A 23,764-nucleotide genomic window follows, 5' to 3' on the forward strand; every position below is an offset into this window, starting at 1 on the left:
TCGGAGCATGACTGATGCATGACCATTCACCCCGTGCGGCTGACCTTTTGGCCCAACGGCTCTACGAAGCCGGATGCCGCCACGCGTTCGGTATGCCAGGGGGCGAAGTGCTGACCCTGGTAGATGCGTTGGAACAGGCGGGGATCACCTTTCACCTGACCAAACACGAAAACGCGGCCGGGTTCATGGCCGAGGCCGTTCACCACCGCGATCGCGCGCCCGCCATTCTGGTCGCCACCCTCGGGCCCGGAGCCATGAACGGGATCAACGTTGTCGCCAATGCGCTGCAGGACCGGGTGCCAATGATCGTGTTGACAGGTTGCGTCGATGCAGATGAGGCGCTGACCTACACCCATCAGGTCATGGACCACGCGCAGGTTTATCGGTCGATCACAAAAGGGACGTTTACGCTGACGGCGCAAGGGGCGGATATCATTGCGGACAAGGCGGTTTCCCTCGCGAACCAGCCCCGCCCCGGCCCGGTGCATATCGACGTTCCGATCTCGGTCGCCGATACGCGCGTGTCTGGCGTAAAACGTCGTCGTTTGGCAAAGCCTGCCGCCGTCGCACCCGAGGGCAATTGCGTAGAGAAAGCGCGCCGTTGGGTGGCCGAGGCTGAACGACCAATCGCGATCATTGGTCTGGACGTGCTCTATGACAACTCGCGTAATGTGGTGCAGGCGTTTCTGGAGCATTTCAACATCCCGTTTGTGACCACTTACAAGGCCAAGGGCGTCGTGCCCGAAGATCACCCGCTTTGCCTAGGCGGTGCTGGTTTATCGCCGCTGGCCGATAAGCATCTGGTTCCATTGGTCGAACAGGCCGATCTGGTGCTTTGCCTCGGGTATGACCCGATCGAAATGCGCCCCGGCTGGCGCGAAATCTGGGACCCCGAGGAAAAGCGCGTCATCGACATCTCGGCCGTGGTCAATGATCACTACATGCATCAGGCCGGGTTGAACCTTGTGGCCCATACCGGTGCCACGTTGGAGGCCATCGCCAAGGGTAATTCCGGCCGTGTAACGTGGCCCGAAGGCGAACCCCCGCAGGTTAAAGCTGCGTTGGCAAAGGCGTTTCCCGCGGATGAAGACTGGGGGCCTGCGGCGGTGATTGCCGAAGCGCGCGCCACGCTACCTGCGCAAACTCTGGCAACAGCCGACAGCGGCGCGCATCGCATCCTGCTGAGCCAGATGTGGGATTGCCATGAAGAACGTGGGCTGATCCAGTCCTCGGCCCTTTGCACGATGGGCTGCGCGGTTCCAATGGCCATTGGCCTGAAGCTGGTCGAGCCGGATCGCCCGGTGATCAGCTTTTCAGGCGATGCCGGGTTCCTCATGGTCGCCGGAGAGCTATCGACCGCTGCCGAGTTGGGGGGAAATCCGATCTTCCTGGTTTTCGTCGACGCCAGCCTGGCCTTGATCGAATTAAAGCAGCGACAGCGTCAGATGGGCAATATGGGCGTAGACTTCGACCGTCATGATTTTGCCGCCATGGGCCGCGCATTTGGTGGAAACGGCCACACCGTTCGCAACAGGGAAGAGTTGCGTGCGGCACTGAACGAAGCCATGAAGGCCGAAACATTCACCGTAATTGCGGCTGAAATTGATCGTGGGGGATATGATGGCCGGATCTGAAGGACCGCTGAAGGGTATCAAGGTTCTGGACCTCAGCCGCATTCTTGCAGGGCCGACCTGTACGCAGTTGTTGGGTGATCTGGGGGCCAGCGTGATCAAGATCGAAAACCCCACCACAGGCGGTGACGATACGCGGCAATGGGGTCCTCCTTACGTTGAGGACGCGGATGGCAACCGCTCTGACCTGAGCGCCTATTTCATGGCGGCCAACCGCAACAAGAAATCCGTGGCAATCGACATCGCCACACCCGAAGGGCAGGCGCAGGTCAAACGGCTGGCTGCGCATGCCGACATATTGATCGAGAACTTCAAACCCGGCGGGCTGGCGAAGTATGGGCTGGATTATGCGTCCGTGTCACAGGAATTTCCCAGCCTCGTGTATTGCTCGATCTCCGGCTATGGCCAAACCGGACCGAATGCCTCCAAGCCGGGCTATGACCTGATGGCGCAGGGCTATGGCGGGATCATGTCGCTGACGGGCGACCCTGACGGCGCGCCGATGAAAGTTGGCGTTGGAATCGCAGATGTGATGTGCGGAATGTACGCCTCGGTCGGAATTCTGGCTGCTTTACGGCACCGCGACCAGACCGGGGAAGGTCAGCAGATCGACCTTGCGTTGGTTGACGCTCAGATCGCATGGCTGATCAATGAGGGCGTGAACTATCTGACCTCGGGGAATGTCCCGCAACGGCGGGGCAACGGACATCCCAACATCGTGCCTTACGATGTCTATGAAACCGCCGATGGCCACGTTATTCTGGCTGTTGGAAATGACGGTCAGTTCCGCCGGTTTTGCGATTTCATCGACCACTCCTATCTGGCGGATGACCCGCGCTATGCCACAAATCCAGCCCGGTTGGAGCATCGCGAAACCCTGAACGCGGTTCTGCGCCCCGCGCTGCAATCCCGCGACACCGCTGCGGTCATTGCCGGGTTGGAGTCGTGCAAAGTGCCGGTTGGTCCGGTCAAGACGGTGGATCAGGTGTTCGCAACGGATCAGGTCGCTGCCCGACAGATGCAGATCGCCATGCAAGCCGGTCCGGGTGAGGTCCAATTGATCGGAAATCCGCTGCAATTTTCGCGTACGCCGGTCACCTACCGCAATGCGCCGCCTGAATTCGGGGCGGACACGCAAGCTGTTCTTAACGCTGAAAATCCGTTCGAAGATTGAAACACTGTGCCTAATTCGGCGGCATGTTGCTGAAACATGCCGTTGAATCGGCGGTTTTTTTCAAGTTTTCCACACACAGCCTTTCACCAATTCGAGAGCACAGGCGATACTGATACGACGCCATCGGAGTCTCTGCTACATCAGTTAGAACAGATGCTCTTGCTTGAATGGATCGGACCAAACGCATGAAACAAGATGTTTTCGGACAGATGAACACCCTCAGCCATCCGGCCAGCGTCGAGGCGTGGGATGGTGTTCTGCTTGGGTTCATGGCGCATTCGGCCAGCACCCCCCAGCATCTGGGCAAGGTGCTGGAACTTGAGCCCGACTTTGCCTTGGGTCACGCGATCAAAGGCCTGTTTATGGTTCTGTTGGGACGGCGTGAGATGACGGCAGTTGCGGTCGATGCTCTGGCGGCGGCCAAGGCCGCGATGGAAAAGCAACCGGTCTCGACGCGCGAGAACCTCTACGTGCAGGCACTTGAACTGTATCTTGCGGATTTACCATCGCAAGCCATCCAGAAATTCGAAGAAATCCTGCGTGCTCACCCTCAGGACACCTTGGCGATGAAGCTCAGCCATGCAACGCGTTTTGTTCTGGGTGACGCGGCCGGGATGCGGCGGTCGATTGAGCGCGTTTTGCCAACCTATGAGCCCAACCATGCCGGACGCGGTTACCTGCTGGGCTGTCACGCTTTCGCACTGGAAGAAACCGGCGCCTACGAGCAAGCCGAGATTGCCGGACGTCAGGCGCTTTGGATGGTTTCGGACGATGCATGGGGCTTGCATGCGGTGGCCCATGTCCATGAAATGAAAGGTAACGCTCAGCTTGGTCTGGATTGGCTGGCCGGCCGCGAAGAGGCTTGGACGCATTGCAACAACTTTCGCTATCATGTCTGGTGGCACAAGGCATTGATGCATCTGGACCTGGGTCAGGTCGATCATGTGATGGAGTTGTACGACAACTACATCCGGCAGGATAAAACCGACGATTACCGCGATATTTCGAACGCAACTTCATTGCTGTCGCGGCTTGAGCTGGAAGGCGTCGATGTCGGTAACCGCTGGGAAGAACTTGCCGACCTCAGCGCGTCGCGAACCGAAGACGGCTGCCTGATCTTTGCCGATCTGCACTATTTGCTGGCTTTGACCGGTGACAATCGTGCTGAGGCAACGAGCAAAATACTGCAGCGCATTCAAAAAGACGCGCAACGCAATCAAGGGGACACGCCGATCCGCATGTCCGACCCGGGTATTGCAGCAGCTAAGGGGCTTGAGGCCTTTGGTGAAGGCCTTTATGGTGCAGCGTTCGACTTTTTATCAAGCGCGCGCAATGGCATGCAACTGGCAGGTGGCAGCCACGCTCAACGTGATGTTTTCGAGCGCATCACAATTGACTCGGGCCTGCGCGCGGGCCGTCTGGATGCTGTCGAGCGCATCCTGGACGATCGTCGCACGAAACGGGCTGGCGGCGAGGATAACTTTGCTCTGGCGCGCCGCGCATTGATCGATGCGGCCCGCGACAACCGCGACGCACAGAGCGTCCCGGCAGAATAACAAAACAAAAAAAGACTAATGAAGGACAGACCACGCATGGCGACTGCATCGCCCGCTTCTGATTTTGCGCCTGTGACTGCTTCGGCAGCTGCGCCCGTCCGCGTGCGCGACCCGCGTTTGGATTTCTATCGCGGCATCGCGATGTTCATCATCCTGATCGCGCATATTCCAAATGATCCGTGGGCAAAGTGGATTCCGGCACGGTTCGGCTTTTCGGACGCGACCGAGATTTTCGTGTTCTGTTCAGGAATGGCGTCGGCCATAGCATTCGGCGGCGCGTTTGCGCGGAAAGGGTGGTGGATGGGCACGGCCCGCGTAGCCTTCCGCACCTGGCAGGTCTACTGGGCGCATATTTGCCTGTTCTTCTTTGTCGCCATGAGCATGGCCGCACTGGATCAGTCGGGTTTCTTTGATAAAACATATGTTTCTTCGCTGAACCTACAGCATTTTTTCAACGATCCTGCTCCTCAGATTGTTGGGCTGTTCACGCTGACCTATGTGCCGAATTACTTTGACATCTTGCCGATGTACCTTGTTGTTCTGGCGATGATGCCCTTGTTCATGGGATTGTCTCGTATTGGGTTCTGGGCCGTGGCTGCGACGTCTGTCGCGATCTGGTTGGTCGCTCAGACCGGTGTGCTTGCGTTGCCGGCTGAGCCGTGGTCGGACCGCCAGTGGTTCTTTAACCCGTTTGGCTGGCAATTGCTGTTCTTCACCGGGTTCGCCTTCATGCGCGGCTGGATCCCGGCCCCACCTGTGTCAAAGACGCTTATTTGGGCGGCTGCTTTGTTCCTGATTTTCTCGATGCCATTTGGGTCGTGGAAAGTCTTTACGTGGATCAACGCAGCCGCCCCCGACTTGGCCGATCAAATACGCAAAGTCTGGCCCGTCACCAAGGAATTCCGGGACAAGACAGATTTTGGCCTGTTCCGTTACATTCACTTCTTGTCCTTGGCCTACCTGGGTTGGGTTGCGGCGGGTGAGCATGGGCACCGTTTGATTGCAACCGGTCAAGGCGCGGCTGCGAAGATCTGGCAATTCCTGCTGACCGTTATAACAAAGGTTGGGCAGCAATCGCTGGCCGTGTTCGTATTTTCCATGGCAGCAGCGCGACTTATCGGCGTGGGTCTGGACCTGAGTGGGCGGAATGTTGCCAGTGTCTTTATCGCCAACATGATTGGCTTTGCGATGATCATCGGCGTGGCATACATGGCAGCTTGGTTCAAGTCACATCCATGGAAGACAAAGAAATGAACCTGACACGTCGCGCATTTCTGGCCTCGACTTCGGCGCTTGCTTTCGCCCCGGCCACGTTTGCCTCTGGCGGAGAAACTCCTTTTGACCGTAATGCTGTCATCGAGATGGCCCGCGATCTGGCAAGCCGCCGCTACACTGAACGCGAGATGGTGCCGCAGGAATGGCTGGACCTGACCTATCAGCAATACCGCTCGATCCGGTTCCGGCTGGACCGTGCGCTTTGGTACGAAACCGACACGCCGTTCAACGTCGATTTCTTCACGCCCGGCCTGTACTTCCCGCGCACGGTTAAGGTCCTGACGGTCGAAAACGGTGTGGCCGCTCCGGTCGCTTTCGATCTGGGGATGTTCGACAAATCCGAAGAGGTTCCAGAGCTGCCGATAGACGACACGCTGGGCTTTTCCGGTCTGCGCCTGCGAACTGAAATGCATCGCCCCGGTAAAACCGATGAGTTCTGTGTGTGGCAAGGTGCCAGCTATTTCCGGGCGATTGGCCTGCATGAGGTGTATGGGCTGTCCGCCCGCGGCCTTGCCTTAAAGACCGGCGATCCCGATGGCGAGGAGTTTCCCGAATTCATCCGCTTTTGGCTGGAACGCCCGAAGCCCGGACAGCGCAATATGGTGGTTCACGCGCTGATGGACAGCCCCAGCGTGACCGGTGCCTACCGGTTCAACGTCACGGCAGGCGCGGATTGCGTAATGGATATCGAAGCCACGCTTTTCCCGCGCGAAGATCTGACGCATGTCGGCATCGCACCGGGCACGTCGATGTTCCTGTTCGATCAGACCAACCACAGCCGGTTTGACGATTTCCGTCCAGCCGTTCACGACAGTGACGGACTGCTGATACGAAATGGTGCCGGAGAAGTGCTTTGGCGGCCACTGGCGAATCCGATACGGCTGCAGATTTCGTCATTCGTCGATACAAACCCGCGCGGATTTGGCCTGATGCAGCGCAAACGCGCATTCTCGGACTACGCGGATCTTGAGGCGAATTACCACAAGCGCCCCGGCCTGTGGGTCGAACCCAATGGTGACTGGGGCAAAGGCACTGTCACACTGGTCGAGATTCCGGCAGATCAGGAGATCTATGACAATATCGTCTCCTATTGGCGGCCCTCTGAACCCTATGCAGCCGGCAGTCAGGTCGATCTGTCCTACCGCCTGATCTGGGGTGAAGAACCGCAGCGGACACCAATGCCGCGCGTCATCAACACCGCAATGGGCGAGAATACGTTCGGCGAAGGACGTCTGGCTGTCATCGACTTTGAGGCCTCTGACCTATTCGAAGACCCCGAGGCAATGACCATTTTCGTGGATTCGCCACATGCCGAGACGTCCGAGGGCGTTCTGCAGCGGAACCCTGACACGGGCGGGTTGCGGCTGGCATTTTCGTTCAAGCCGGGCGACCGGGACCACGTGGAATTGCGCGCGCAGCTTTTGAAAGACAAAGAGCCGGCCTCAGAGGTCTGGCTTTATCGTTGGACCACATGACACGCGACCTGCATATCATGCCACCTAAGGCTCCGCTGCCTATGCCTGCGCAGAACTTCAGCGCGGGCTTTACGGATGCGCAGGTGCCTAACGGGGATCGCCCCTCAGCCGGGTTTTGGCGCGCACTGGCGTTTTCGCCTGCTATGACGGCCACACTGGGCCTGCTGTGGGTCATGACCGACTGGTTCGGCGCCGAAGGCATCAACCTGATCGAAGCCATCCTATTGGCATTGATCTCATTCAATTTCTTCTGGATTTCTTTTACCGTCTGCACCGTGCTGCTGGGCATGTTGTCCTTGTCACGGCAAGAACAGCCCAGACGCGCAAGCCGCCCGCAACCTCTGCGCGTTGCGCTGTTGATGCCGGTATACAACGAGGTGCCGTGGAACGTGCTGGGCAACGCCCGTACAATGCTTGAGGACTTGCAGTCACGGGGCGGACAGCACCACTATGCCATGTTTATCCTGTCGGACACCCGTGACCCCGAAATCGCGGCGCAGGAACAGGCCAGTATCGAGGCATTGCGCACCACCCTCGCCCCCGGTCTGGAACTCTATTACCGTCGTCGTGCCGAGAATACGGACCGCAAGGTCGGTAACATCTCTGACTGGGTCAACCATTGGGGTGCCGACTGGGACGCGATGCTGGTGCTGGATGCCGACAGCCTGATGACCGGTCGCGCCATCCTGCGTTTGACGGATGCGCTGGCCCGCGACCCCGGTGCGGGATTGATCCAAAGCTATCCGCAATTGATCGGTGCGCAATCTGTCTTTGCCCGGATGCAACAGTTTGCCAACGGCGTCTATGGTATTGCGTTCGCTGAAGGTCTGGCCCGCTGGTGTGGCCAAGAAGGCAACTACTGGGGCCACAACGCGATCATCCGCACAAAGGCTTTTGCCTCAAGCGCCGGTCTGCCCAAGCTTCGTACGTTCAACGGTCAGGAAAAACTGATCATGAGCCATGATTTTGTCGAGGCGGGCTTGCTGCGCCGTGCGGGTTGGGGTGTTCGGTTCCTGCCGCGAATTCGTGGTTCTTACGAGGAAACACCACCAACGCTGATCGACCACGCTTTGCGCGACCGTCGTTGGTGTCAGGGCAACCTTCAGCATCTGAAATTGCTTGGCGCAACCGGTTTCCGCGCGGTGTCCCGGTTCCACATGTTCCATGGTGCAGTGGGTTACCTTATGTCGCCGCTTTGGTTTGCGCTGCTGGTGATGTGGGCCCTGATTGGACAGGGGGAGGATGCTTCGGTTCTGCATTACTTCAGCCCCGACAACCCGTTGTTCCCGCAATGGCCTGAAATGTCAGAGACGCGGCACGTTCTGATTATCCTGGTCATGTATGCGATGCTGCTGGCACCAAAGATCCTTGGCGTTTTGGCCCTGCCTCTCAGCGGTGTGCACTATGCGGAATTTGGTGGCCGCTCCAAATTCCTGACCTCGTTCCTGGCCGAGGTGATCTTGTCGATCCTCTATGCGCCCATCCTGATGGTACAGCAGATGATCGCGGTGTTCCGTACCGTTTTGGGCATTCAGAACGGCTGGTCCCCTCAGATGCGCGACGGCGGCAGCTACAGCCTACGGACCTTGATCTTGTGTCATGCGCTGGAAACGATCAGCGGATTTGCCCTGAGCGTTGGTATTCTGTCAGGCCTCGTATCGATATGGCTGGCCCCGATTGCCATCAGTCTTGCACTGGCAATTCCCTTATCCGCGCTAAGTGGCGTTTCGGCGAGTGCCGCGCGGCGCATGGTCGGGATGAAAGAGGATTTTCAAGAACCAGCCATTACTCGAATGGCCCGGCGACACCGGAATGAGTTGAAGCGGTTTATCGAAGGCAAAGGTGTCATGACCGCTGCCGAGTGATTAGCCACCCGGCAGACCCTCGTACCAGTCCACCATCATGTCAGCCCATCCCTTTGGCACAGTATGTCCGCCGGGGAACAGCGCGAGTTCCAGCATGCTGCCGTCGCTGCACCCGCTCCAATAGCGGCGCATAAACTGGCCGGTGACTGAAAACCCGCTTGGTTTGGTATCGACACATTCGTTGGCGACCCGCCAGATTTCCAGACCTGCGAAAATATCGCCTTGATGAAATCGGCCACCACCTAAGATGCGGCCTTCTAACGGTACAACGTTGTCCGTCCAGCCATGAGTATGAAACATCCGAACCGGGCCGCTGCAGCTTTCGGGTTGCGGGCGCCAGAATCCCCCTGAAACGGGCACATAGGCCGAAAACGTATCCGGTAACGCGCAGGCAAGATAGTAGACCATGAAGGCACCAGCCGAAAACCCGCCCAAGACCACCCGGTCTGCATCCACCCCAAACCGGTCTGAAGCATCCTGCACAGCTTCGGTCAAAAAGGCGGTTTCGTCGCGCCCGTCCCAGCCTGGAAAGAAATTCCAGCTTTGGCGGCCATTGCGGTCTGACCCCTCGGGCGCCATCACCGCATAGCCCCGCGCCAGCAGCGGCTCAACCATATTACGGTTTTTCAAAACTCCTTTGGCTGATCCGCCATACCCGTGCAAGAACACCAAGAGCGGCGGATTCTCTGCGTTGGGCAGTTCGATGTGATAGCCACCTGAGGCGGTTTCACACATGCCCTCGCGATCCGCGCAAGCGGCAAGACCTGCTTGTCCGGTCAGTGCCAGTATCACAGCCGTAGTAAGTGTCCGGATCATCCCCATTCCCCTGCCTCGTGTTGGACGGGTAACCCAGCCCGCACCCATCCCGGCCCCGCCGCCGACCCTAGCATGCCTTCTGGCACATCGATTACGTTTGTGAATCCTGCCTCGGTCAACCTGTTGCTCAGCCTGGCAGACCGAACCCCGCGCGCGCAGATCAGCGCAACCTTGGCACCCCGGTTTCCGTCCGTCAGTTGCGCCAACGCCTGTACAAAATCATCGCGGCGCATGTCCAGCGGATGCGCCCCCTGTCCGACGCCAGTGGCCTGCCATTCGCGTGGCGTGCGGATATCGACCAAGAGAATATCGCCAGAGATCGCCTGTGCGTGCGCATTTTCCACGCTTATCGTACCACCAGCATAATCAGGCGGGATCAGACGGTACTCCCGAACAGCAAATCCACCGGCGATCAGTGTCCCTGCCCCCAGCAAAACCCACCTTCGAGATCGATTTACCTTACCCGTCATGCGGTACCCTTTTACGCCGATGGGACGTTTTACCACGACACTGAGCTTTGCGCTGTGCTGAAATTCGGCCCATGGATCAAGTTCGCGTCATTGTAGCGCAGCTATAATGCAACCAATATGTATCTTTTAGAGTAGGTCGAAACCTTGCATTTTCTGAACAGTCATTAAATTATCCATTCTAAATCTATAACATTGACCGCACAGCCCCGGAGTATCGCAGTTGTCCCTATTCCTTATCGCGGCCCTTCCCTTCCTCGGAGCTGTACTACCAGCCCTGCTGATCCGGGCAGGTCGAAACGCAGCAGCCTCGGCCGCGGGGCTGACGACCTTTCTGGCTCTTATGGGTCTGTTGATCCACATACCGTCCGTCATGCGCGGCGATGTCGTGACCGCGCGGTTCGAATGGATACCCGCGCTGGGACTGAACGCGAATTTTATGCTGGACGGTCTTGGGTTTCTGTTCGCTCTGCTGATCCTCGGGATCGGATTGCTGATTATCCTGTACGCCCGGTTCTACCTGTCACGTGAAGACCCGATGGGGCAGTTCTACACCTATTTGCTTTTGTTCCAGGGCGCGATGGTCGGGATTGTTCTGTCGGACAATATTCTTCTTTTACTTATTTTCTGGGAGCTTACCTCGCTCAGCTCATTCCTGTTGATCGGCTATTGGAAGCATCTGCCTGAAGGGCGGCAAGGCGCGCGAATGGCGTTGGCCGTAACCGGTGGCGGCGGGTTGGCGATGATTGCCGGCATGCTGATCCTGGGCAACATCGCAGGGTCATATGACCTGAGCGTCATTTTGCAGAACAAGGACCTGATTCAGGCATCGCCATATTATCTACCGGCCTTGATCCTGATCCTGTTGGGCTGCTTTACAAAATCCGCGCAGTTCCCGTTCCACTTCTGGCTGCCACACGCGATGGCGGCACCAACGCCAGTTTCGGCCTATCTCCACTCGGCAACGATGGTGAAGGCCGGGCTGTTCCTGATGGCGCGGATGTGGCCGGTTCTGGCTGGGACGGACGCTTGGTTCTACATCGTGGCAACCACAGGCTTGATCACCATGCTGCTGGGCGCATGCATTGCCCTGTTCAAAGATGACCTTAAGGCGCTGCTGGCGTTCTCGACGGTATCGCATCTGGGCCTTGTGACGATGCTGCTGGGTTTTGGCACCAAGTTCGCCGTTGTGGCGGCTGTGTTCCACATCATCAACCATGCAACCTTCAAAGCCGCGCTGTTCATGACTGCCGGGATCGTGGATCACGAGACGGGTACCCGAGACATCAAACGTCTGGGCGGGCTGCGCCACCTGATGCCGATAACCTTCACGATCGGCACCATTGCCGCCTTGTCCATGGCTGGTCTGCCACCACTGAACGGGTTCCTATCCAAAGAAATGATGCTGGAAGAGACGGTACGTACCACGTGGGTCAACTCGCCGTATCTGGTTCCAGGGCTGGCGTTGGTGTCAGCATTGTTCTCAGCGGCATATTCCTTCCGCTTTGTCAGCCACGTCTTCCTTGGGCCGGAACGCACCGATTACCCCCATCATCCGCATGATCCGCCTGTTGGCCTGTGGCTGGCCCCGGCTTTCCTGGTGGTGCTGGTTGTTCTGATCGGACTGTATTCGGCGGCCATCGTAGGACCGCTGGTTGCAGTAGTCTCCAGCGCCGTGCTTGGCGGGGCGGAACTGCCTTACTACTCGCTGAAACTGTGGCACGGCTTTACCCCGGCGCTTTACATGTCGGTCGTGGCCGTTGTCGGAGGTCTGTTCCTGCTGTCCCTGTATCGCCAAGGCAATGCTCTGTGGAACGCTCTGCCCCGACCCGAAGCCAAGGTTATCTTTGAGGCCATCATTGGCGCGCTGACCGCGCTCAGCCGTTGGATCACTGACACGCTGCATAACGGCGTGCTCAGCCGATATGCCATTATCGTTGTCGCGTTCACTGTTGGGCTTGGATATTACGCCTACACATCCGGCACAATTGGCCCGGTAACGCGTGAGCCGCTGCCCGCGCCAGTTATTCCAATCATCGGCTGGATATGTCTGGTCGGAGCGACGTTGGCGATCATGTGGTTCCACCGCAACCGCCTGTTGGCGCTGGTCCTGATCGGTGTGGTCGGGTTGATCGTTTCTATGGCGTTCAACTACCTGTCGGCACCAGATCTTGCACTGACACAGATTTCGGTCGAAGTGGTCACGATGATCCTGCTGCTGCTGTCGCTGAATTTCCTGCCCACAGATACCCCGCGGGACAGCAGCCCGGCGCGTCGCTGGCGTGATGCGGCGATCTCGGTTGTAGCAGGCGTCGGCACCGGGGCCTTGATCTATGCCGTGATGCTGAGGGATTTTGCTTTCCCAACGATCTCGGACTTTCATCTGGCAAACTCGTACAAAGGGGGCGGTGGCACCAACGTCGTCAACGTGATCCTTGTGGACTTCCGGGGTTTTGACACCTTTGGCGAGATCATTGTTCTGGGCATTGCCGCCCTGATCATTTTTGCCCTGACCGAGTCCGTTCTAAGCACAAATGTTCGCGCCTACTTGCTGAACCGCAAGCCGCACTGGCCGCAGTCAGGGGATTCACATCCCCTGATGATGGTTGTGGCGACCCGGGTGATGATGCCGATCGCCCTGATGGTTGGCGCCTATATCTTTTTCCGCGGCCACAACCAGCCGGGTGGTGGCTTTATCGCCGGACTTGTCGTCGCAATCGCATTCCTGATGCAATATATGGCCAGCGGCTATACCTGGGCGATTGAGAGGCAACGGTTTTTCTACCACGGCACCATTGGCTGGGGTGTTCTTATCGCAGCTGCGACCGGTATCGGGGCATGGTTCAACGAACGCCCGTTCCTGACCAGCGATTTCGGCTATATCAACTGGCCGCCGCTGGAAGAGTTCGAATGGGCTACCGCACTGCTGTTTGACACTGGTGTATTTCTTGCCGTGCTGGGCGCGGTGATGTTGGCGCTTGACAGCCTTTCGCGGCTGGCATGGCAACCCGGAATGGCACAAGAGTTCCCAATGGATATCAACCCGCTGCGGAACGACCCTAAAGAAGACGAAATGAAGGAGCAGGCCTGATGGAAGCGCTCGTTGCCTCTGCCGTAGGCGTCATGACCGCTGCGGGGATTTTCCTGATCCTGCGTCGCCGCACATTCCCGGTGATCCTGGGGCTGTCACTTGTCACATACGCCGTGAATGTCTTCCTGTTTGCCACCGGACGTCTTGCGCTGGATGCGCCCGCCGTTCTGAACAAATACGAAGAGGTTCCCTATACCGATCCTCTTCCGCAAGCGCTGGTCCTTACGGCAATCGTTATTTCTTTTGGAATGACGGCTGTGGTCGTGATGGTCGCGCTGTCTGCCTATCTGTCCTCGAAAGATGACCATATCGACATGACTGCTCAAGACAGCGTGGACGCGCGGGGAGAAGACGCATGAACCACTGGATCGTTGCGCCGATCGTCCTGCCCGCGATCCTGGCTCCGTTCATTATCATGGTGTTGCGGTACCACCTTGACCTGCAGCGCATCTTCTCGGTCGCGGGCGTTGTGGCCTTGCTGGGTATCGCGCTGACCATCACCGCGCAGGCCGCGGGCGGCGATATTCTGGTCTATGAGCTGGGTAATTGGCCCGCACCGTTCGGCATCGTTATGGTGCTGGACCGCCTGTCAGCCATGATGGTCTTGTTAACTGCGCTGATAGCTTTGCCCATTGTTCTCTATGCTATCGCATCAGGATGGGATGATCGTGGCAAACACTTTCACGCGTTGTTCCACTTTCAGCTTATGGGCGTCTGTGGTGCCTTCCTGACCGGCGACGCCTTCAACCTGTTCGTGTTTTTCGAGGTGTTGCTGATTGCCTCTTACGGGCTGATGACCCACGGTGGCGGCTCGGTTCGGTTAAAAGCCGGAGTACAGTACGTTGTTTACAACCTGATTGGCTCGACCCTGTTTCTGTTTGCGCTTGGTGTACTTTACGGTGTCACCGGCACGCTGAACATGGCGGATATGGCGGTTCGCGTGGCGGAACTGCCTGCCGAGGATACCGCTTTGCTGCGTGTGGGTGCGGTGCTTTTGCTGCTGGTGTTCTGCATCAAGGCCGCTGTACTACCGCTGCACTTCTGGCTGCCAGCCAGCTACGCAAACGCACCTCTGCCGGTGGCCGCGCTGTTTGCAATCATGACCAAGGTGGGCGCGTATTCCATCGTGCGGATGTATACGCTGGGGTTCGGTCCAGAGGTCGAAGCGACCCAGGGTCTTGTCGGAACATGGCTGCAACCCGCCGCTCTGCTCACACTTGCTGTCGGAGCAATCAGTATCCTTGGTGCGCAGCATATTGCACGGATGGTGGCGTTTTGCGCCATCACTTCGATGGGAACCCTGCTGATCGCGATCTCCTTGTTTACGGAAACCGCCACCGCGGCTGCATTGTATTACATCTTTCATTCGACACTTGCGACGGCGTTGCTGTTTCTTGTGGCCGATCTGGTTATGGAGCGTCAGGGCGGCGCCATTGAACCAAAGGCTCCGATGCCGCAAAGCGGGCTTATCTCAGCCTTGTTTTTCGTCGGCGCAATCGCGTTGGCGGGCATGCCGCCGCTGTCAGGCTTCATAGGCAAACTGCTTGTGCTGGACGCTGCCCGAGACGCTCCCGATGCGGGTGCGATTTGGGCTGTGATCCTCATTGGTTCGTTCATCACCATCGTCGGCTTGGCACGTGCAGGCACTATGATTTTCTGGAAAAGCCACGATGCCCAATACAATCCGGTCCCTAAAGTAGAAGGTGAAGACGCCCTTGTCGCTGCCGCGCCCGAGCAAAACCCCGGATTGGCCTTTACAGCCGTGTTCGGCGCGGTTCTTGGCCTTGTGATGCTGACCCTGTTCGCTGGTCCTGCATTGAACTACGCTGGAAAAACAGCCGAGCAACTATTCACACCCGAAGACTATATTTCGGCCGTTCTGGGAGGAGAAGAATGATGAGACTTCTGCACCGGATTTTCCCACACCCTCACCTGACCTTCCTGCTGACAGTCGTGTGGGTTTTGCTGGCCAATAACGGGTCATTGAACTCGGTCGTGTTTGGCCTGCTTTTGGGGATCATCATTCCATTCATCACGCAGCCCTATTGGCCCGATCGCCCCAAGCTGCGCAACTGGCCGATGGTTGCTGAGTATATGCTGGTGGTCCTTTGGGATATCGTAATCGCCAACATCACCGTCGCCCGGATCATCCTGTTCAAACGTGACGCGGACCGTCAGCCCAACTGGGTTCGCATCCCGCTGGAACTGCGCACTCCCGAGGCGATAACCGTTCTGGCCGGAACCATCACCATGACCCCTGGCACGGTCAGCTGCGATCTGTCCGCGCAAGGTCACAGCCTGCTGGTCCACTGCCTGGATGCCCCCGACACAGACGCGGTGCGCGACCAGATAAAAAACCGGTATGAACGTCGCCTGAAGGAGATATTCGAATGATCGATGTTGCCATCTGGTTTGCTTTCGCCTGTTTTGGCGCAGCCATCATGCTGTGCCTGTGGCGGATCATTTCGGCTGAAGGTGTTGGCACGCGCGTTCTGGCTCTGGACACGATGGTGATCAACACCATCGCTCTTTTGATCCTCTACGGGCTTCACTTGGGGACCGAGGTCTTTTTCGAGGCCGCCATGATCATCGCCATGCTGGGCTTTGTCTCAACCGTGGCCTATGCGCGGTTTATGCTGCGCGGCAATATTATCGAGTGAGGGCGACATGGAATTTATCTTTGAACTGCTGATCGCCTTCTTTCTGGTCATCTCGGGCATCTTTGGCTTTGTCGGCTCGTACGGAATGATCAAGCTGAAGGACCCGATGTCGCGCCTGCACGCACCGACCAAGGCGACCACGCTGGGTGTCGGTGGCGTTTTGCTCGCGTCGATCTGCCACTCGGTCTTGCTTGAGGGCAAACTGTCTCTGCATGAGTTGCTGATCACCCTGTTCCTTTTTCTGACCGCACCGATCACAGCCCTGTTCATTGCCAAGTGGCACATACATCGCCATGAAAAACCAAATGATCTGCCAAACGCAGGCGAGGATGAGTTTTGGGCCACCCACGCGGTAGAGCAGGTCGAAGACGTCCCAGACCACAGCAAGACCTGAGTTCTCATGCACCACCCTCCGCTGCCCCTGACCCGTGATCTGGTTCTGATTGGCGGAGGTCATACGCACGCGTTGGTGCTGCGCCAGTGGGGTATGAATCCCTTGCCCGGTGCGCGGGTAACGGTTATCAACCCCGGCCCCACAGCGCCCTATTCCGGGATGCTACCCGGTTTCGTGGCGGGGCATTACGAGCGCTGGGAGCTGGACATTGACCTGGTGCGCCTGGCCCGGTTTGCAGGTGCGCGCGTTATCCTTGGGCCAGTTGACGGCATTGATACCGAACGGCGACAGGTTCACGTAGCTGGAAGGCCGCCTGTTGAATTTGATGTGGCCGCGGTCAATGTGGGGATCACCTCCGATATGCCTGCCCTGCCGGGCTTTGCCGAACACGCGGTTCCGGCCAAACCGCTGGGGCCTTTTGCCTCCCGCTGGGCAGATTTTCTGAATGGCAGCGGCCCCGCCTCGGTTGCCGTGATTGGCGGCGGTGTGGCGGGGGTCGAGCTGGTGATGGCAATGGCCCACGCCCTGCGGTCCAAGGGCCGTGCAGCGCAGGTAACACTGATCGACAATGCCGAGGCCCTGACAGCAACAAAAGCCAAAGCAGCAGCAACGATCCGTCAGGCGATGACCGATCTGGGCATAGACGTGATCGAACAGACATCGATTGCGCGTATCGCGAAGGATGATATCACCCTTGAAACCGGCCAGAAGGTTCCTGCTGCGTTCGTGACCGGTGCCGCCGGTGCCCGCCCGTATGACTGGGTTGCGGATACCGGGTTGGATTTACAGGACGGCTACATCCGGGTGACTAGCCATCTGCAATCCAGCGACCCCGCTATCTTTGCCGCCGGGGATTGTGCGCATCTTTCGGAAAACCCACGCCCCAAGGCGGGGGTCTATGCGGTGCGTGAGGCTCCGGTTCTGTTCCACAACTTGCGGACAGCATTAGGGGCCGGGGAGATGCGGCGATACAAGCCGCAGAAAGACTATCTGAAGCTGATCTCGCTGGGCGGTAAATCCGCGCTGGCCGAAAGGTTCGGCACCTCGTTCAGCGGTCCATTGATGTGGAAATGGAAAAACCATATCGACCAGACCTTCATGAACAAATTCCGTGACCTGCCGGAAATGGCGCGCCCGGATTTGCCGCGTCACCATGCAGACGGGTTGCAAGAGGCGCTGGGGAACAAACCGATGTGCGGTGGCTGCGGGGCAAAGGTCGGACGCGGCACGCTGCAATCCGTTCTGGGCACCCTGCCCTCACCAAAGCGTAGCGATGTGATACCTTTGCCCACTGATGATGCGGCTTTGCTGACAACGGGTGGCGCGCGTCAGGTTATGACGTCGGACCATCTTCGCGGGTTTACGGATGATCCGGTGTTGATGACACGTATCGCTGCCGTACACGCGCTGGGGGATATCTGGGCCATGGGTGCCAGCCCGCAAGCGGCAACCGCAACGATTATCCTGCCGCGCATATCGCCCGCTCTACAGCGCCGCACCTTGGCCGAGATCATGGCCACCGCCGCAGAGGTGATGGGCGATGCCGGGGCCGCGATCGTGGGTGGCCACAGCTCGATGGGGGATGAGATGACCATCGGCTTTACCCTGACCGGCCTGTGCGAGACCGATCCGATTTTACTGTCCGGCGCGCGCGCCGGCGACGCCTTGATCCTGACCAAGCCGCTGGGCAGCGGCGTGCTGATGGCCGCTGAGATGGCAGGTCAGGCAAACGGCGCCTGGGTTGCCAGCGCATTCCGGCAAATGGTTCAGCCCCAGGGTGAGGCGGCGCGCATTTTGGCCGGGGCGCACGCGATGACGGATGTCACCGGGTTTGGTCTTGCCGGGCATCTGCTGGGCATGTGCGAGGCGTCGGATTGCGGCGCTGTGCTGGATCTGGACGCGATCCCATTGATGACCGGCGCACTGGACTTGTCCAATCGCGGAGTCAGATCCACAATTTTTGATGATAACCGCGCAATCGCGCCGGATCTGCCCGCGGGCGGCAAGGCTGATCTGTTGTTCGACCCGCAAACTGCCGGAGGTCTGCTGGCTGCCGTTGCCACCGAACAGGGGCAGGCGCTGTGCGAAAAGCTGCGGAACGCGGGCTATCCGGCAAGCGTTATCGGCCATGTAACCAGCAAACCTGGCCTGCGCCTTCAAAGCTGATCCAGAAATTGCCCTATCCGCGCGGCGGCGTCATTCAGGCCCGTCTCATCCAAGGTTGGTATGTTCACCTGTGCAAGTTTCTCTGCATTTTGTGAGCAGTTGGATTTTGCATATGACAGGTCGTAATGCTGTTCCATCAACGCCCGCGTCAGCGCCTGCTTGTCCCCGGCGTCGATCAGGGCAAGCCAGCCGTCCACGACTGCTTGCCCGCGATGAGCGCGCAGCGGAGACAGGCGTTCTCGCAGCCGATCCGCATCAGACAGGATATCGTCATAAGCACTGGCCAAGTAAGCGCTGCGCGCGGCAATCGGCGCTGATATCCAGACACGCGGCGCGGCGCGCAATGCGGTCCACAGGCTTGGCGGCAGGATACGCGCACCGATCTTGGACGACTCGGCCTCGACCACCACCGGGTACGCTGGATTTAAGGTGTTCAAAGCCGCGGCCAGAGCGGATTCGAACGCCTTCTGGCTGGGCTGACCGCCCGGCATCTCGCCCAAAAGCGAGCCACGGTGATTGGCCAGCCCTTCAAGGTCAAGCACCTGCACATCGCGCGATTTCAGATGCCCCAACAGGTCGGTCTTGGCCGTACCCGTATACCCGTCCAGCGCAACCAGCCTATGCGGCAGGGGATCGTCGTAAAGGTATCGCTTCACCAGACGGCGATACGAGCGATAGCCGCCTTCGACCACTTCTGCCCGCCAGCCGATCTGTTGCAGCATCCAGGTAAATGACCCCGACCGCTGCCCGCCGCGCCAGCAATAGACCAGAGGTTTCCAGCCACCATCATGATGCGACAGGCTTTGTTCAATATGATTGGCCGCATTTCGAAAAACCAAGGCCGCGCCCAGCTTACGCGCCAAAAACGGGCTTTCCTGCACATAGATGGTACCCACCCGCGCGCGCTCTTCGTTGTCCAGAACCGGCAGGTTAATCGCGCCCGGAAAATGGTCTTCGGCATACTCAGCTGGGCTGCGCACGTCGATCACCGTGTCGAACGCGTGCGCATACAGGTTTTGCAGGTCAGCGAATTTCAGAGCCATTCAAACGGTCTATCCTGCGATTGATAGAATAGGAAGGCGCGCCGTTAGGCTGGGATCGGTTCAATCAGGTCAGGCCCGCTGGCCCGGTTCGAGTTCACTGCCGGATCGACGCGGTAGAAATCCAGAACATCTTCGGCCGCGGGCTTCATCAGACGCGCGGCCCCCTTGCCAGCCTCACCCAGCCAAAGCGGCCAGTTGTCCTGCTCAAGGATGAGTGGCATCCGATGGTGAATGGCGCTGAGATGGCGATTGGCTGGCGTTGTTACGATCGCGCAGGTGCCCTGGCGCGCGTTTTCAGCACCCCAATCCTGCCAGACACCCGCGAAGGCAATCGGCGCACCGTCTTTCCGATGAATGTACCAGGGCAGACGCGAACCCTGTTCGGTCTTGGTCCATTCGTAGAACCCCGTCGCCACGATCAGACACCGCCGATCACGGCACGCGGCCCGGAATGCAGGCTTTTCCGCCAGCGTTTCGGCCCGTGCATTGATCAGCAATGGCCCTGCGGTCTCGGTCTTGTACCAATGCGGCAGAAATCCCCAGCGTAGGGGGTCCAGCCTGCGCCCAGTCTCTCCGCCGCGCACGACATGGACCTGATTTGTTGGACATACGTTGAAGTTTGGAACGGATGGCAGCGTATTCGCTGGCCGCGCAGAAAACAGCTGCGCCATCGCGTCGTTGGGAAGGGTTATTGCAAACCGTCCGCACATGAGTAATGAACCATCAATAGTTGTTTCATAAAGGCACAAGGTGTCACGGGGTCTCATGCAGAATCAAACAGCGAAAACCCTCAAAGGCAAGGCAGTAGCCGCTTTGGACGCAGGTAAGCTGCAGCAGGCGTTAAAAAAAGCGCAGCTTGGCGCAAAGAAATTCCCCAATGACTCGGATTTTCACGCGATTTCGGGCTTTGTCCTGACCGAGATGAAACAATACAAGAAATCTATTCCTCACTTCGTCGAGGCGTCACGGATGAAGCCAGACGATCCGCAATTCGTGGAAAACCTGGCCAATGCACTGATGCAGACAGGGCAAATTCCCAAAGCGCTGGAGTATATTGAGCAAAAGCTGGAAAAGTTCCCCAATAATCAGGAACTGAATCGCGTTCTGGATGAAATTCATCTCAAGGGCGACAATTGGCGCATGATGATCGAACATGCGAGCAAGAAGCTGGAAAATGAACCCGATGACGTGAAACTGCTGGCCAAGCGCGCGCGCGCATACGCAAAGATCGGGTTTGTCGAGGAAAACACGCGCGATATCGCCCGAGCGTTTGAACTGGCCCCGGATGATACAAAGATCGCCTTCCAAAAGTCTTTGAACCTTCACCAAAGCGGTGACAAAAACGGATCAAAAGACCTCTTGCAAAGTATATTGCAGAAGGAACCGGGACATATATCGGCCTTGCTGCAACTGTCGACGGTTGCCACCAAAGAGGACGCGCCACAGCTTTTGGACGCAGTTGAAACCGCAATCTCAAACAGCGAGATTCAACATCACGAGCTGGCGTTTGCACAGGCGCATCTGATCTCGAAGATCAGCGGGATGGATGCGGCGATGCCGGCGTTTGAGCAGGCCAATGCCCTTCAGCATGAGGGGAATCCCTATAACCCCACAGCTGAAGAGGAAAAGTTCAACAGGATCATCGACCTGTTCCCGGTGGATCATCAGATTCCCAGCTCAGGTATCAGCGACGCGCCGGTTCCGGTGTTTGTCGTGGGGCAACCCCGATCAGGCACGACATTGATGGAAATGATGCTCAGTTCGGCCCCGGATATCGCCGGCTGCGGAGAACTAACAATCGGGGCAGACCTTGCCCGCGAGTATACGTCGCAAGGTAAAAGCTTTGGTTCGGAAGACGCCGCGAAATACGCAGAGGATTTCCGCAAGCTGATGCCGCCGATCCCCGACGGATCGGTCGCTTTTGTCGACAAGCTGCCGCATAACTATCAGAATATCGGTTTCCTTTTGTCTGCTTTCCCAAATGCAAAGATAATCAATATGTTGCGTGACCCGCGCGATGTGGGATTATCCAAGTGGATCAGGCGGTTCCCGGCTGGCGGGATGCGGTATGCCTCAAACCTGTCGGCAATCGCCCATTCTGCAAATATGTATCGCCGTTACATTGCCCATTGGAATGCCGTTGTCCCGGGTCAAATTCTGACCGTTCCATATGAAAAACTGGTGGCCGATCCAAAGACCTACAGCCAAAACGTCGCCGCATTCTGCGATCTGGAATGGAGCGAGACCATGATGCACCCGGAAAAGAACACCAAACAGGTTCGAACGGCCAGTATCGATCAGGTGCGCAACAAAATCTCGACCAAATCGGTTGGAGGATGGCAGAGCGTATCCGAACACCTGCAGCCCATGCTTGACGGTTTCGATCCGGCACTCTGGCCGGAATACGACTTGGGGTAGCCCCCAGACACAAAGGCCGCAACCAAGGTTGCGGCCTTTGCTTTAGCTCAGCACGGGCTTACTTCTGCTTGATGCGCCCATCGACATAAGGCTGGTAAGGAGCGTTCTGCGCCAGATATTCCGCCGTCACATCCGCAAGGTCCGGCCCGAAATCATAGGCATTTTTGTCGTCGCCCTCGAACATATGATAGCCGTCTCCGCCGTTGCGGACATAATTGTTCGTGACCACCAGATAGGTCGCCGCCGGATCAATCGGGACAAATCCGTCACCATCTGCCACCATGACCTCGGTAATGCGACCTTCGTTTGGCGCAACCGATGGGTCCCACGTGAACGTCATACCAGCAACTTGCGGAAAGCGGCCCTTGACCTCTTCGACCTGGCTGACGCCGTTCTCCAGCGCGTCAATCACGCCCTGACCGCTGATCTCAAAGGTTGACAAGGTGTTCTGGAAGGGAAGCACCGTCAGCACCTCACCCATTGTCACCTCACCCGAGTCAATCGATGCCCGCAGACCTCCCGAGTTGGCAATCGCAAGCTGTACACCCTGGTCAGCGACCCGTGCCAACATGGCGTCGGCCACAAGATTACCCATCTCGCACTCTTGCACGCGGCACACGGCCCGGTCGCCTTCAATCGCTGCTGCAGAGCTGGCGACAACTCTCTTTTTCGTCTCTTCAATGGGAGCACCCATTTCGGCAACGCGTGCGGCGACTTCGGAATTGGGTTCAACAGACGCGTCCAACAAAATTGGCTCACCCTCAGCCGATGTCAGGTTCCCCTCGTCGTCAAAGGTCAGCGTCACCTCACCCAGATACTTGGAATAGGCATAGGCCTGCACCACGGGAACATCGCCGACCATGACAGGGTATGAACCCGCCGCGCCTTCTTGGGTGTTGGACAGCAGCGTATGAGAATGCCCGCCAATCACAAGATCAAGGCCCGGCACTTTCTCGGCAATCTCGATATCTTTGGCCAGCCCCACATGGGTCAGCGCGATTATGATTCCGACACCTTCGGCTTGCAGCGCCTCGACATCCGCGGTCAGGCTGTCGATTTCATCCTGAAACACAACGTCCTTGCCGGGGCTTGATGTCTCGACCGTATCAGTCGCCAGGGCCGAGATGATACCGACCCTTTGCCCGCCAACCTCAAGCACCACGTGGTTTTCAACCTTTCCCTTAAGCTCGGCTGACGATGACAGATCAAGGTTGCCGGAAATTACAGGAAAGCTGACCGCATCTATGAACGTTGCCAGGCCTTCCGGGCCATCGTCGAATTCATGGTTGCCCACCGCCATGACGTCATAGCCGATGGCGTCCATAAACTCGGCCTCAGCCGCGCCTTTGTAGGTTGTATAGAACAACGAGCCTTGAAACGGATCACCCGCGTCCAGCAGCAGATAGTTCTGGTCCGCCAGTTCATCCCGTTTGGCATCGACCATAGTTTTTAGCCGGGCAACACCGCCAAAGCAGTTACCCTCGGCCTCATCCTCGGCGCCACAGGTCGAATCGTATTTATTGATGGATTCGATACGACTGTGCAAATCGTTGGTATGCAGGATCGTCAATTTGTATTCGGCGGCGGCCATGCCTGCAGTCAGGCCCAGAACCGCGACTGACGCCAGAAAACGGGTGAACATCTTCATACTCCTTGTTTTTTGATTGGCGTGATGTTGCGCGCCCTGACAGGAAGAGTCAAAGGGGGAATACAACCTTGATTCTGCTCATCGC

19 protein-coding genes are annotated in these 23,764 nt (G+C 57.9%); 14 read left to right on the top strand and 5 right to left on the bottom strand.

The window, feature by feature from the left end; genetic code table 11:
* The first annotated feature begins 14 nt into the window (after window positions 1–14).
* The 6 genes from ACXAET_RS07465 to mdoH all read left to right on the top strand — a co-directional run bounded on the left by ACXAET_RS07465 (window position 15) and on the right by mdoH (window position 8,976).
* The gene (locus ACXAET_RS07465) at window positions 15–1,634 is read left to right on the top strand and encodes a thiamine pyrophosphate-binding protein (RefSeq protein ID WP_475183393.1); all 1,620 of its coding nucleotides are present in this window, start codon (window positions 15–17) and stop codon (window positions 1,632–1,634) included.
* Complete coding sequence (locus tag ACXAET_RS07470) at window positions 1,621–2,805, top strand: CaiB/BaiF CoA transferase family protein (RefSeq protein ID WP_475183396.1); 1,185 nt, start codon at window positions 1,621–1,623, stop codon at window positions 2,803–2,805. The genes ACXAET_RS07465 and ACXAET_RS07470 overlap by 14 nt, the downstream gene beginning before the upstream one ends.
* Before the next feature lie 185 nt (window positions 2,806–2,990).
* Window positions 2,991–4,361, top strand: coding sequence for a tetratricopeptide repeat protein (locus ACXAET_RS07475; protein ID WP_475183399.1), 1,371 nt, complete (start codon window positions 2,991–2,993; stop codon window positions 4,359–4,361).
* A gap of 36 nt (window positions 4,362–4,397) precedes the next feature.
* Window positions 4,398–5,615, top strand: a complete 1,218-nt coding sequence (locus tag ACXAET_RS07480) for an OpgC family protein (RefSeq protein WP_475183402.1) — start codon at window positions 4,398–4,400, stop codon at window positions 5,613–5,615.
* The gene (locus ACXAET_RS07485; RefSeq protein WP_475187159.1) at window positions 5,612–7,111 is read left to right on the top strand and encodes an OpgD/OpgG family glucan biosynthesis protein; all 1,500 of its coding nucleotides are present in this window, start codon (window positions 5,612–5,614) and stop codon (window positions 7,109–7,111) included. The genes ACXAET_RS07480 and ACXAET_RS07485 overlap by 4 nt, the downstream gene beginning before the upstream one ends.
* Window positions 7,108–8,976 carry a glucans biosynthesis glucosyltransferase MdoH gene (mdoH, locus tag ACXAET_RS07490; RefSeq protein WP_475183405.1) on the top strand — a complete coding sequence of 623 codons (1,869 nt, stop codon included), beginning with the start codon at window positions 7,108–7,110 and terminating at the stop codon, window positions 8,974–8,976. The genes ACXAET_RS07485 and mdoH overlap by 4 nt, the downstream gene beginning before the upstream one ends.
* Here mdoH and ACXAET_RS07495 read toward each other — a convergent pair whose 3' ends face one another.
* Both ACXAET_RS07495 and ACXAET_RS07500 read right to left on the bottom strand, forming a co-directional pair.
* Window positions 8,977–9,792 (bottom strand): CE1 family esterase, encoded by an 816-nt coding sequence (locus ACXAET_RS07495; protein ID WP_475183408.1) that lies wholly within the window; start codon window positions 9,790–9,792, stop codon window positions 8,977–8,979. It abuts the gene before it with no gap.
* The gene (locus tag ACXAET_RS07500) at window positions 9,789–10,262 is read right to left on the bottom strand and encodes a rhodanese-like domain-containing protein (RefSeq protein WP_475183411.1); all 474 of its coding nucleotides are present in this window, start codon (window positions 10,260–10,262) and stop codon (window positions 9,789–9,791) included. The genes ACXAET_RS07495 and ACXAET_RS07500 overlap by 4 nt, the downstream gene beginning before the upstream one ends.
* A gap of 220 nt (window positions 10,263–10,482) precedes the next feature.
* Here ACXAET_RS07500 and ACXAET_RS07505 point away from each other — a divergent pair, with 220 nt between their 5' ends.
* The 7 genes from ACXAET_RS07505 to selD are packed head-to-tail and all read left to right on the top strand — an operon-like array spanning window position 10,483 to window position 18,570.
* Window positions 10,483–13,350 carry a monovalent cation/H+ antiporter subunit A gene (locus ACXAET_RS07505; RefSeq protein WP_475183412.1) on the top strand — a complete coding sequence of 956 codons (2,868 nt, stop codon included), beginning with the start codon at window positions 10,483–10,485 and terminating at the stop codon, window positions 13,348–13,350.
* The gene (locus tag ACXAET_RS07510) at window positions 13,350–13,709 is read left to right on the top strand and encodes a Na+/H+ antiporter subunit C (RefSeq protein ID WP_475183414.1); all 360 of its coding nucleotides are present in this window, start codon (window positions 13,350–13,352) and stop codon (window positions 13,707–13,709) included. The genes ACXAET_RS07505 and ACXAET_RS07510 overlap by 1 nt, the downstream gene beginning before the upstream one ends.
* Window positions 13,706–15,247: a monovalent cation/H+ antiporter subunit D gene (locus ACXAET_RS07515; RefSeq protein WP_475183416.1), complete on the top strand. Its 1,542-nt coding sequence runs from the start codon at window positions 13,706–13,708 to the stop codon at window positions 15,245–15,247. The genes ACXAET_RS07510 and ACXAET_RS07515 overlap by 4 nt, the downstream gene beginning before the upstream one ends.
* Window positions 15,247–15,744: a Na+/H+ antiporter subunit E gene (locus tag ACXAET_RS07520; RefSeq protein WP_475187162.1), complete on the top strand. Its 498-nt coding sequence runs from the start codon at window positions 15,247–15,249 to the stop codon at window positions 15,742–15,744. Before ACXAET_RS07515 ends, ACXAET_RS07520 begins: the two co-directional genes overlap by 1 nt.
* Window positions 15,741–16,010, top strand: coding sequence for a K+/H+ antiporter subunit F (locus ACXAET_RS07525; protein WP_224889416.1), 270 nt, complete (start codon window positions 15,741–15,743; stop codon window positions 16,008–16,010). The genes ACXAET_RS07520 and ACXAET_RS07525 overlap by 4 nt, the downstream gene beginning before the upstream one ends.
* Window positions 16,011–16,017: 7 nt before the next feature.
* Window positions 16,018–16,404, top strand: a complete 387-nt coding sequence (locus tag ACXAET_RS07530; RefSeq protein WP_475183419.1) for a Na+/H+ antiporter subunit G — start codon at window positions 16,018–16,020, stop codon at window positions 16,402–16,404.
* A gap of 6 nt (window positions 16,405–16,410) precedes the next feature.
* Window positions 16,411–18,570: a selenide, water dikinase SelD gene (gene selD / locus ACXAET_RS07535; RefSeq protein WP_475183422.1), complete on the top strand. Its 2,160-nt coding sequence runs from the start codon at window positions 16,411–16,413 to the stop codon at window positions 18,568–18,570.
* Here the strand turns inward: selD and mnmH are convergent.
* Window positions 18,561–19,613: a tRNA 2-selenouridine(34) synthase MnmH gene (mnmH, locus tag ACXAET_RS07540; protein WP_475183425.1), complete on the bottom strand. Its 1,053-nt coding sequence runs from the start codon at window positions 19,611–19,613 to the stop codon at window positions 18,561–18,563. The two genes, selD and mnmH, sit on opposite strands and share 10 nt — an antisense overlap.
* A gap of 44 nt (window positions 19,614–19,657) precedes the next feature.
* Window positions 19,658–20,323: an SOS response-associated peptidase gene (locus ACXAET_RS07545; protein WP_475187165.1), complete on the bottom strand. Its 666-nt coding sequence runs from the start codon at window positions 20,321–20,323 to the stop codon at window positions 19,658–19,660.
* Between the two features lie 55 nt (window positions 20,324–20,378).
* Between ACXAET_RS07545 and ACXAET_RS07550 the strand changes: the two genes are divergently transcribed.
* Window positions 20,379–22,031, top strand: a complete 1,653-nt coding sequence (locus ACXAET_RS07550; RefSeq protein ID WP_475183427.1) for a tetratricopeptide repeat-containing sulfotransferase family protein — start codon at window positions 20,379–20,381, stop codon at window positions 22,029–22,031.
* A gap of 58 nt (window positions 22,032–22,089) precedes the next feature.
* Here the strand turns inward: ACXAET_RS07550 and ACXAET_RS07555 are convergent, their stop codons facing one another.
* Window positions 22,090–23,673, bottom strand: a complete 1,584-nt coding sequence (locus tag ACXAET_RS07555) for a bifunctional metallophosphatase/5'-nucleotidase (protein WP_475183430.1) — start codon at window positions 23,671–23,673, stop codon at window positions 22,090–22,092.
* Between the last annotated feature and the right edge of the window lie 91 nt (window positions 23,674–23,764).

Source organism: Ruegeria sp. AWH4_226 (assembly GCF_056159225.1).

Coding starts and splice junctions, on each gene's coding strand:
- ACXAET_RS07465 (WP_475183393.1), top strand. CDS start 15: ATGCATGACCATTCACCCCGTGCGGCTGACCTTTTGGCCCAACGGCTC.
- ACXAET_RS07470 (WP_475183396.1), top strand. CDS start 1,621: ATGGCCGGATCTGAAGGACCGCTGAAGGGTATCAAGGTTCTGGACCTC.
- ACXAET_RS07475 (WP_475183399.1), top strand. CDS start 2,991: ATGAAACAAGATGTTTTCGGACAGATGAACACCCTCAGCCATCCGGCC.
- ACXAET_RS07480 (WP_475183402.1), top strand. CDS start 4,398: ATGGCGACTGCATCGCCCGCTTCTGATTTTGCGCCTGTGACTGCTTCG.
- ACXAET_RS07485 (WP_475187159.1), top strand. CDS start 5,612: ATGAACCTGACACGTCGCGCATTTCTGGCCTCGACTTCGGCGCTTGCT.
- mdoH (WP_475183405.1), top strand. CDS start 7,108: ATGACACGCGACCTGCATATCATGCCACCTAAGGCTCCGCTGCCTATG.
- ACXAET_RS07495 (WP_475183408.1), bottom strand. CDS start 9,792: ATGATCCGGACACTTACTACGGCTGTGATACTGGCACTGACCGGACAA.
- ACXAET_RS07500 (WP_475183411.1), bottom strand. CDS start 10,262: ATGACGGGTAAGGTAAATCGATCTCGAAGGTGGGTTTTGCTGGGGGCA.
- ACXAET_RS07510 (WP_475183414.1), top strand. CDS start 13,350: ATGGAAGCGCTCGTTGCCTCTGCCGTAGGCGTCATGACCGCTGCGGGG.
- ACXAET_RS07515 (WP_475183416.1), top strand. CDS start 13,706: ATGAACCACTGGATCGTTGCGCCGATCGTCCTGCCCGCGATCCTGGCT.
- ACXAET_RS07520 (WP_475187162.1), top strand. CDS start 15,247: ATGAGACTTCTGCACCGGATTTTCCCACACCCTCACCTGACCTTCCTG.
- ACXAET_RS07525 (WP_224889416.1), top strand. CDS start 15,741: ATGATCGATGTTGCCATCTGGTTTGCTTTCGCCTGTTTTGGCGCAGCC.
- ACXAET_RS07530 (WP_475183419.1), top strand. CDS start 16,018: ATGGAATTTATCTTTGAACTGCTGATCGCCTTCTTTCTGGTCATCTCG.
- selD (WP_475183422.1), top strand. CDS start 16,411: ATGCACCACCCTCCGCTGCCCCTGACCCGTGATCTGGTTCTGATTGGC.
- mnmH (WP_475183425.1), bottom strand. CDS start 19,613: ATGGCTCTGAAATTCGCTGACCTGCAAAACCTGTATGCGCACGCGTTC.
- ACXAET_RS07545 (WP_475187165.1), bottom strand. CDS start 20,323: ATGTGCGGACGGTTTGCAATAACCCTTCCCAACGACGCGATGGCGCAG.
- ACXAET_RS07550 (WP_475183427.1), top strand. CDS start 20,379: ATGCAGAATCAAACAGCGAAAACCCTCAAAGGCAAGGCAGTAGCCGCT.
- ACXAET_RS07555 (WP_475183430.1), bottom strand. CDS start 23,673: ATGTTCACCCGTTTTCTGGCGTCAGTCGCGGTTCTGGGCCTGACTGCA.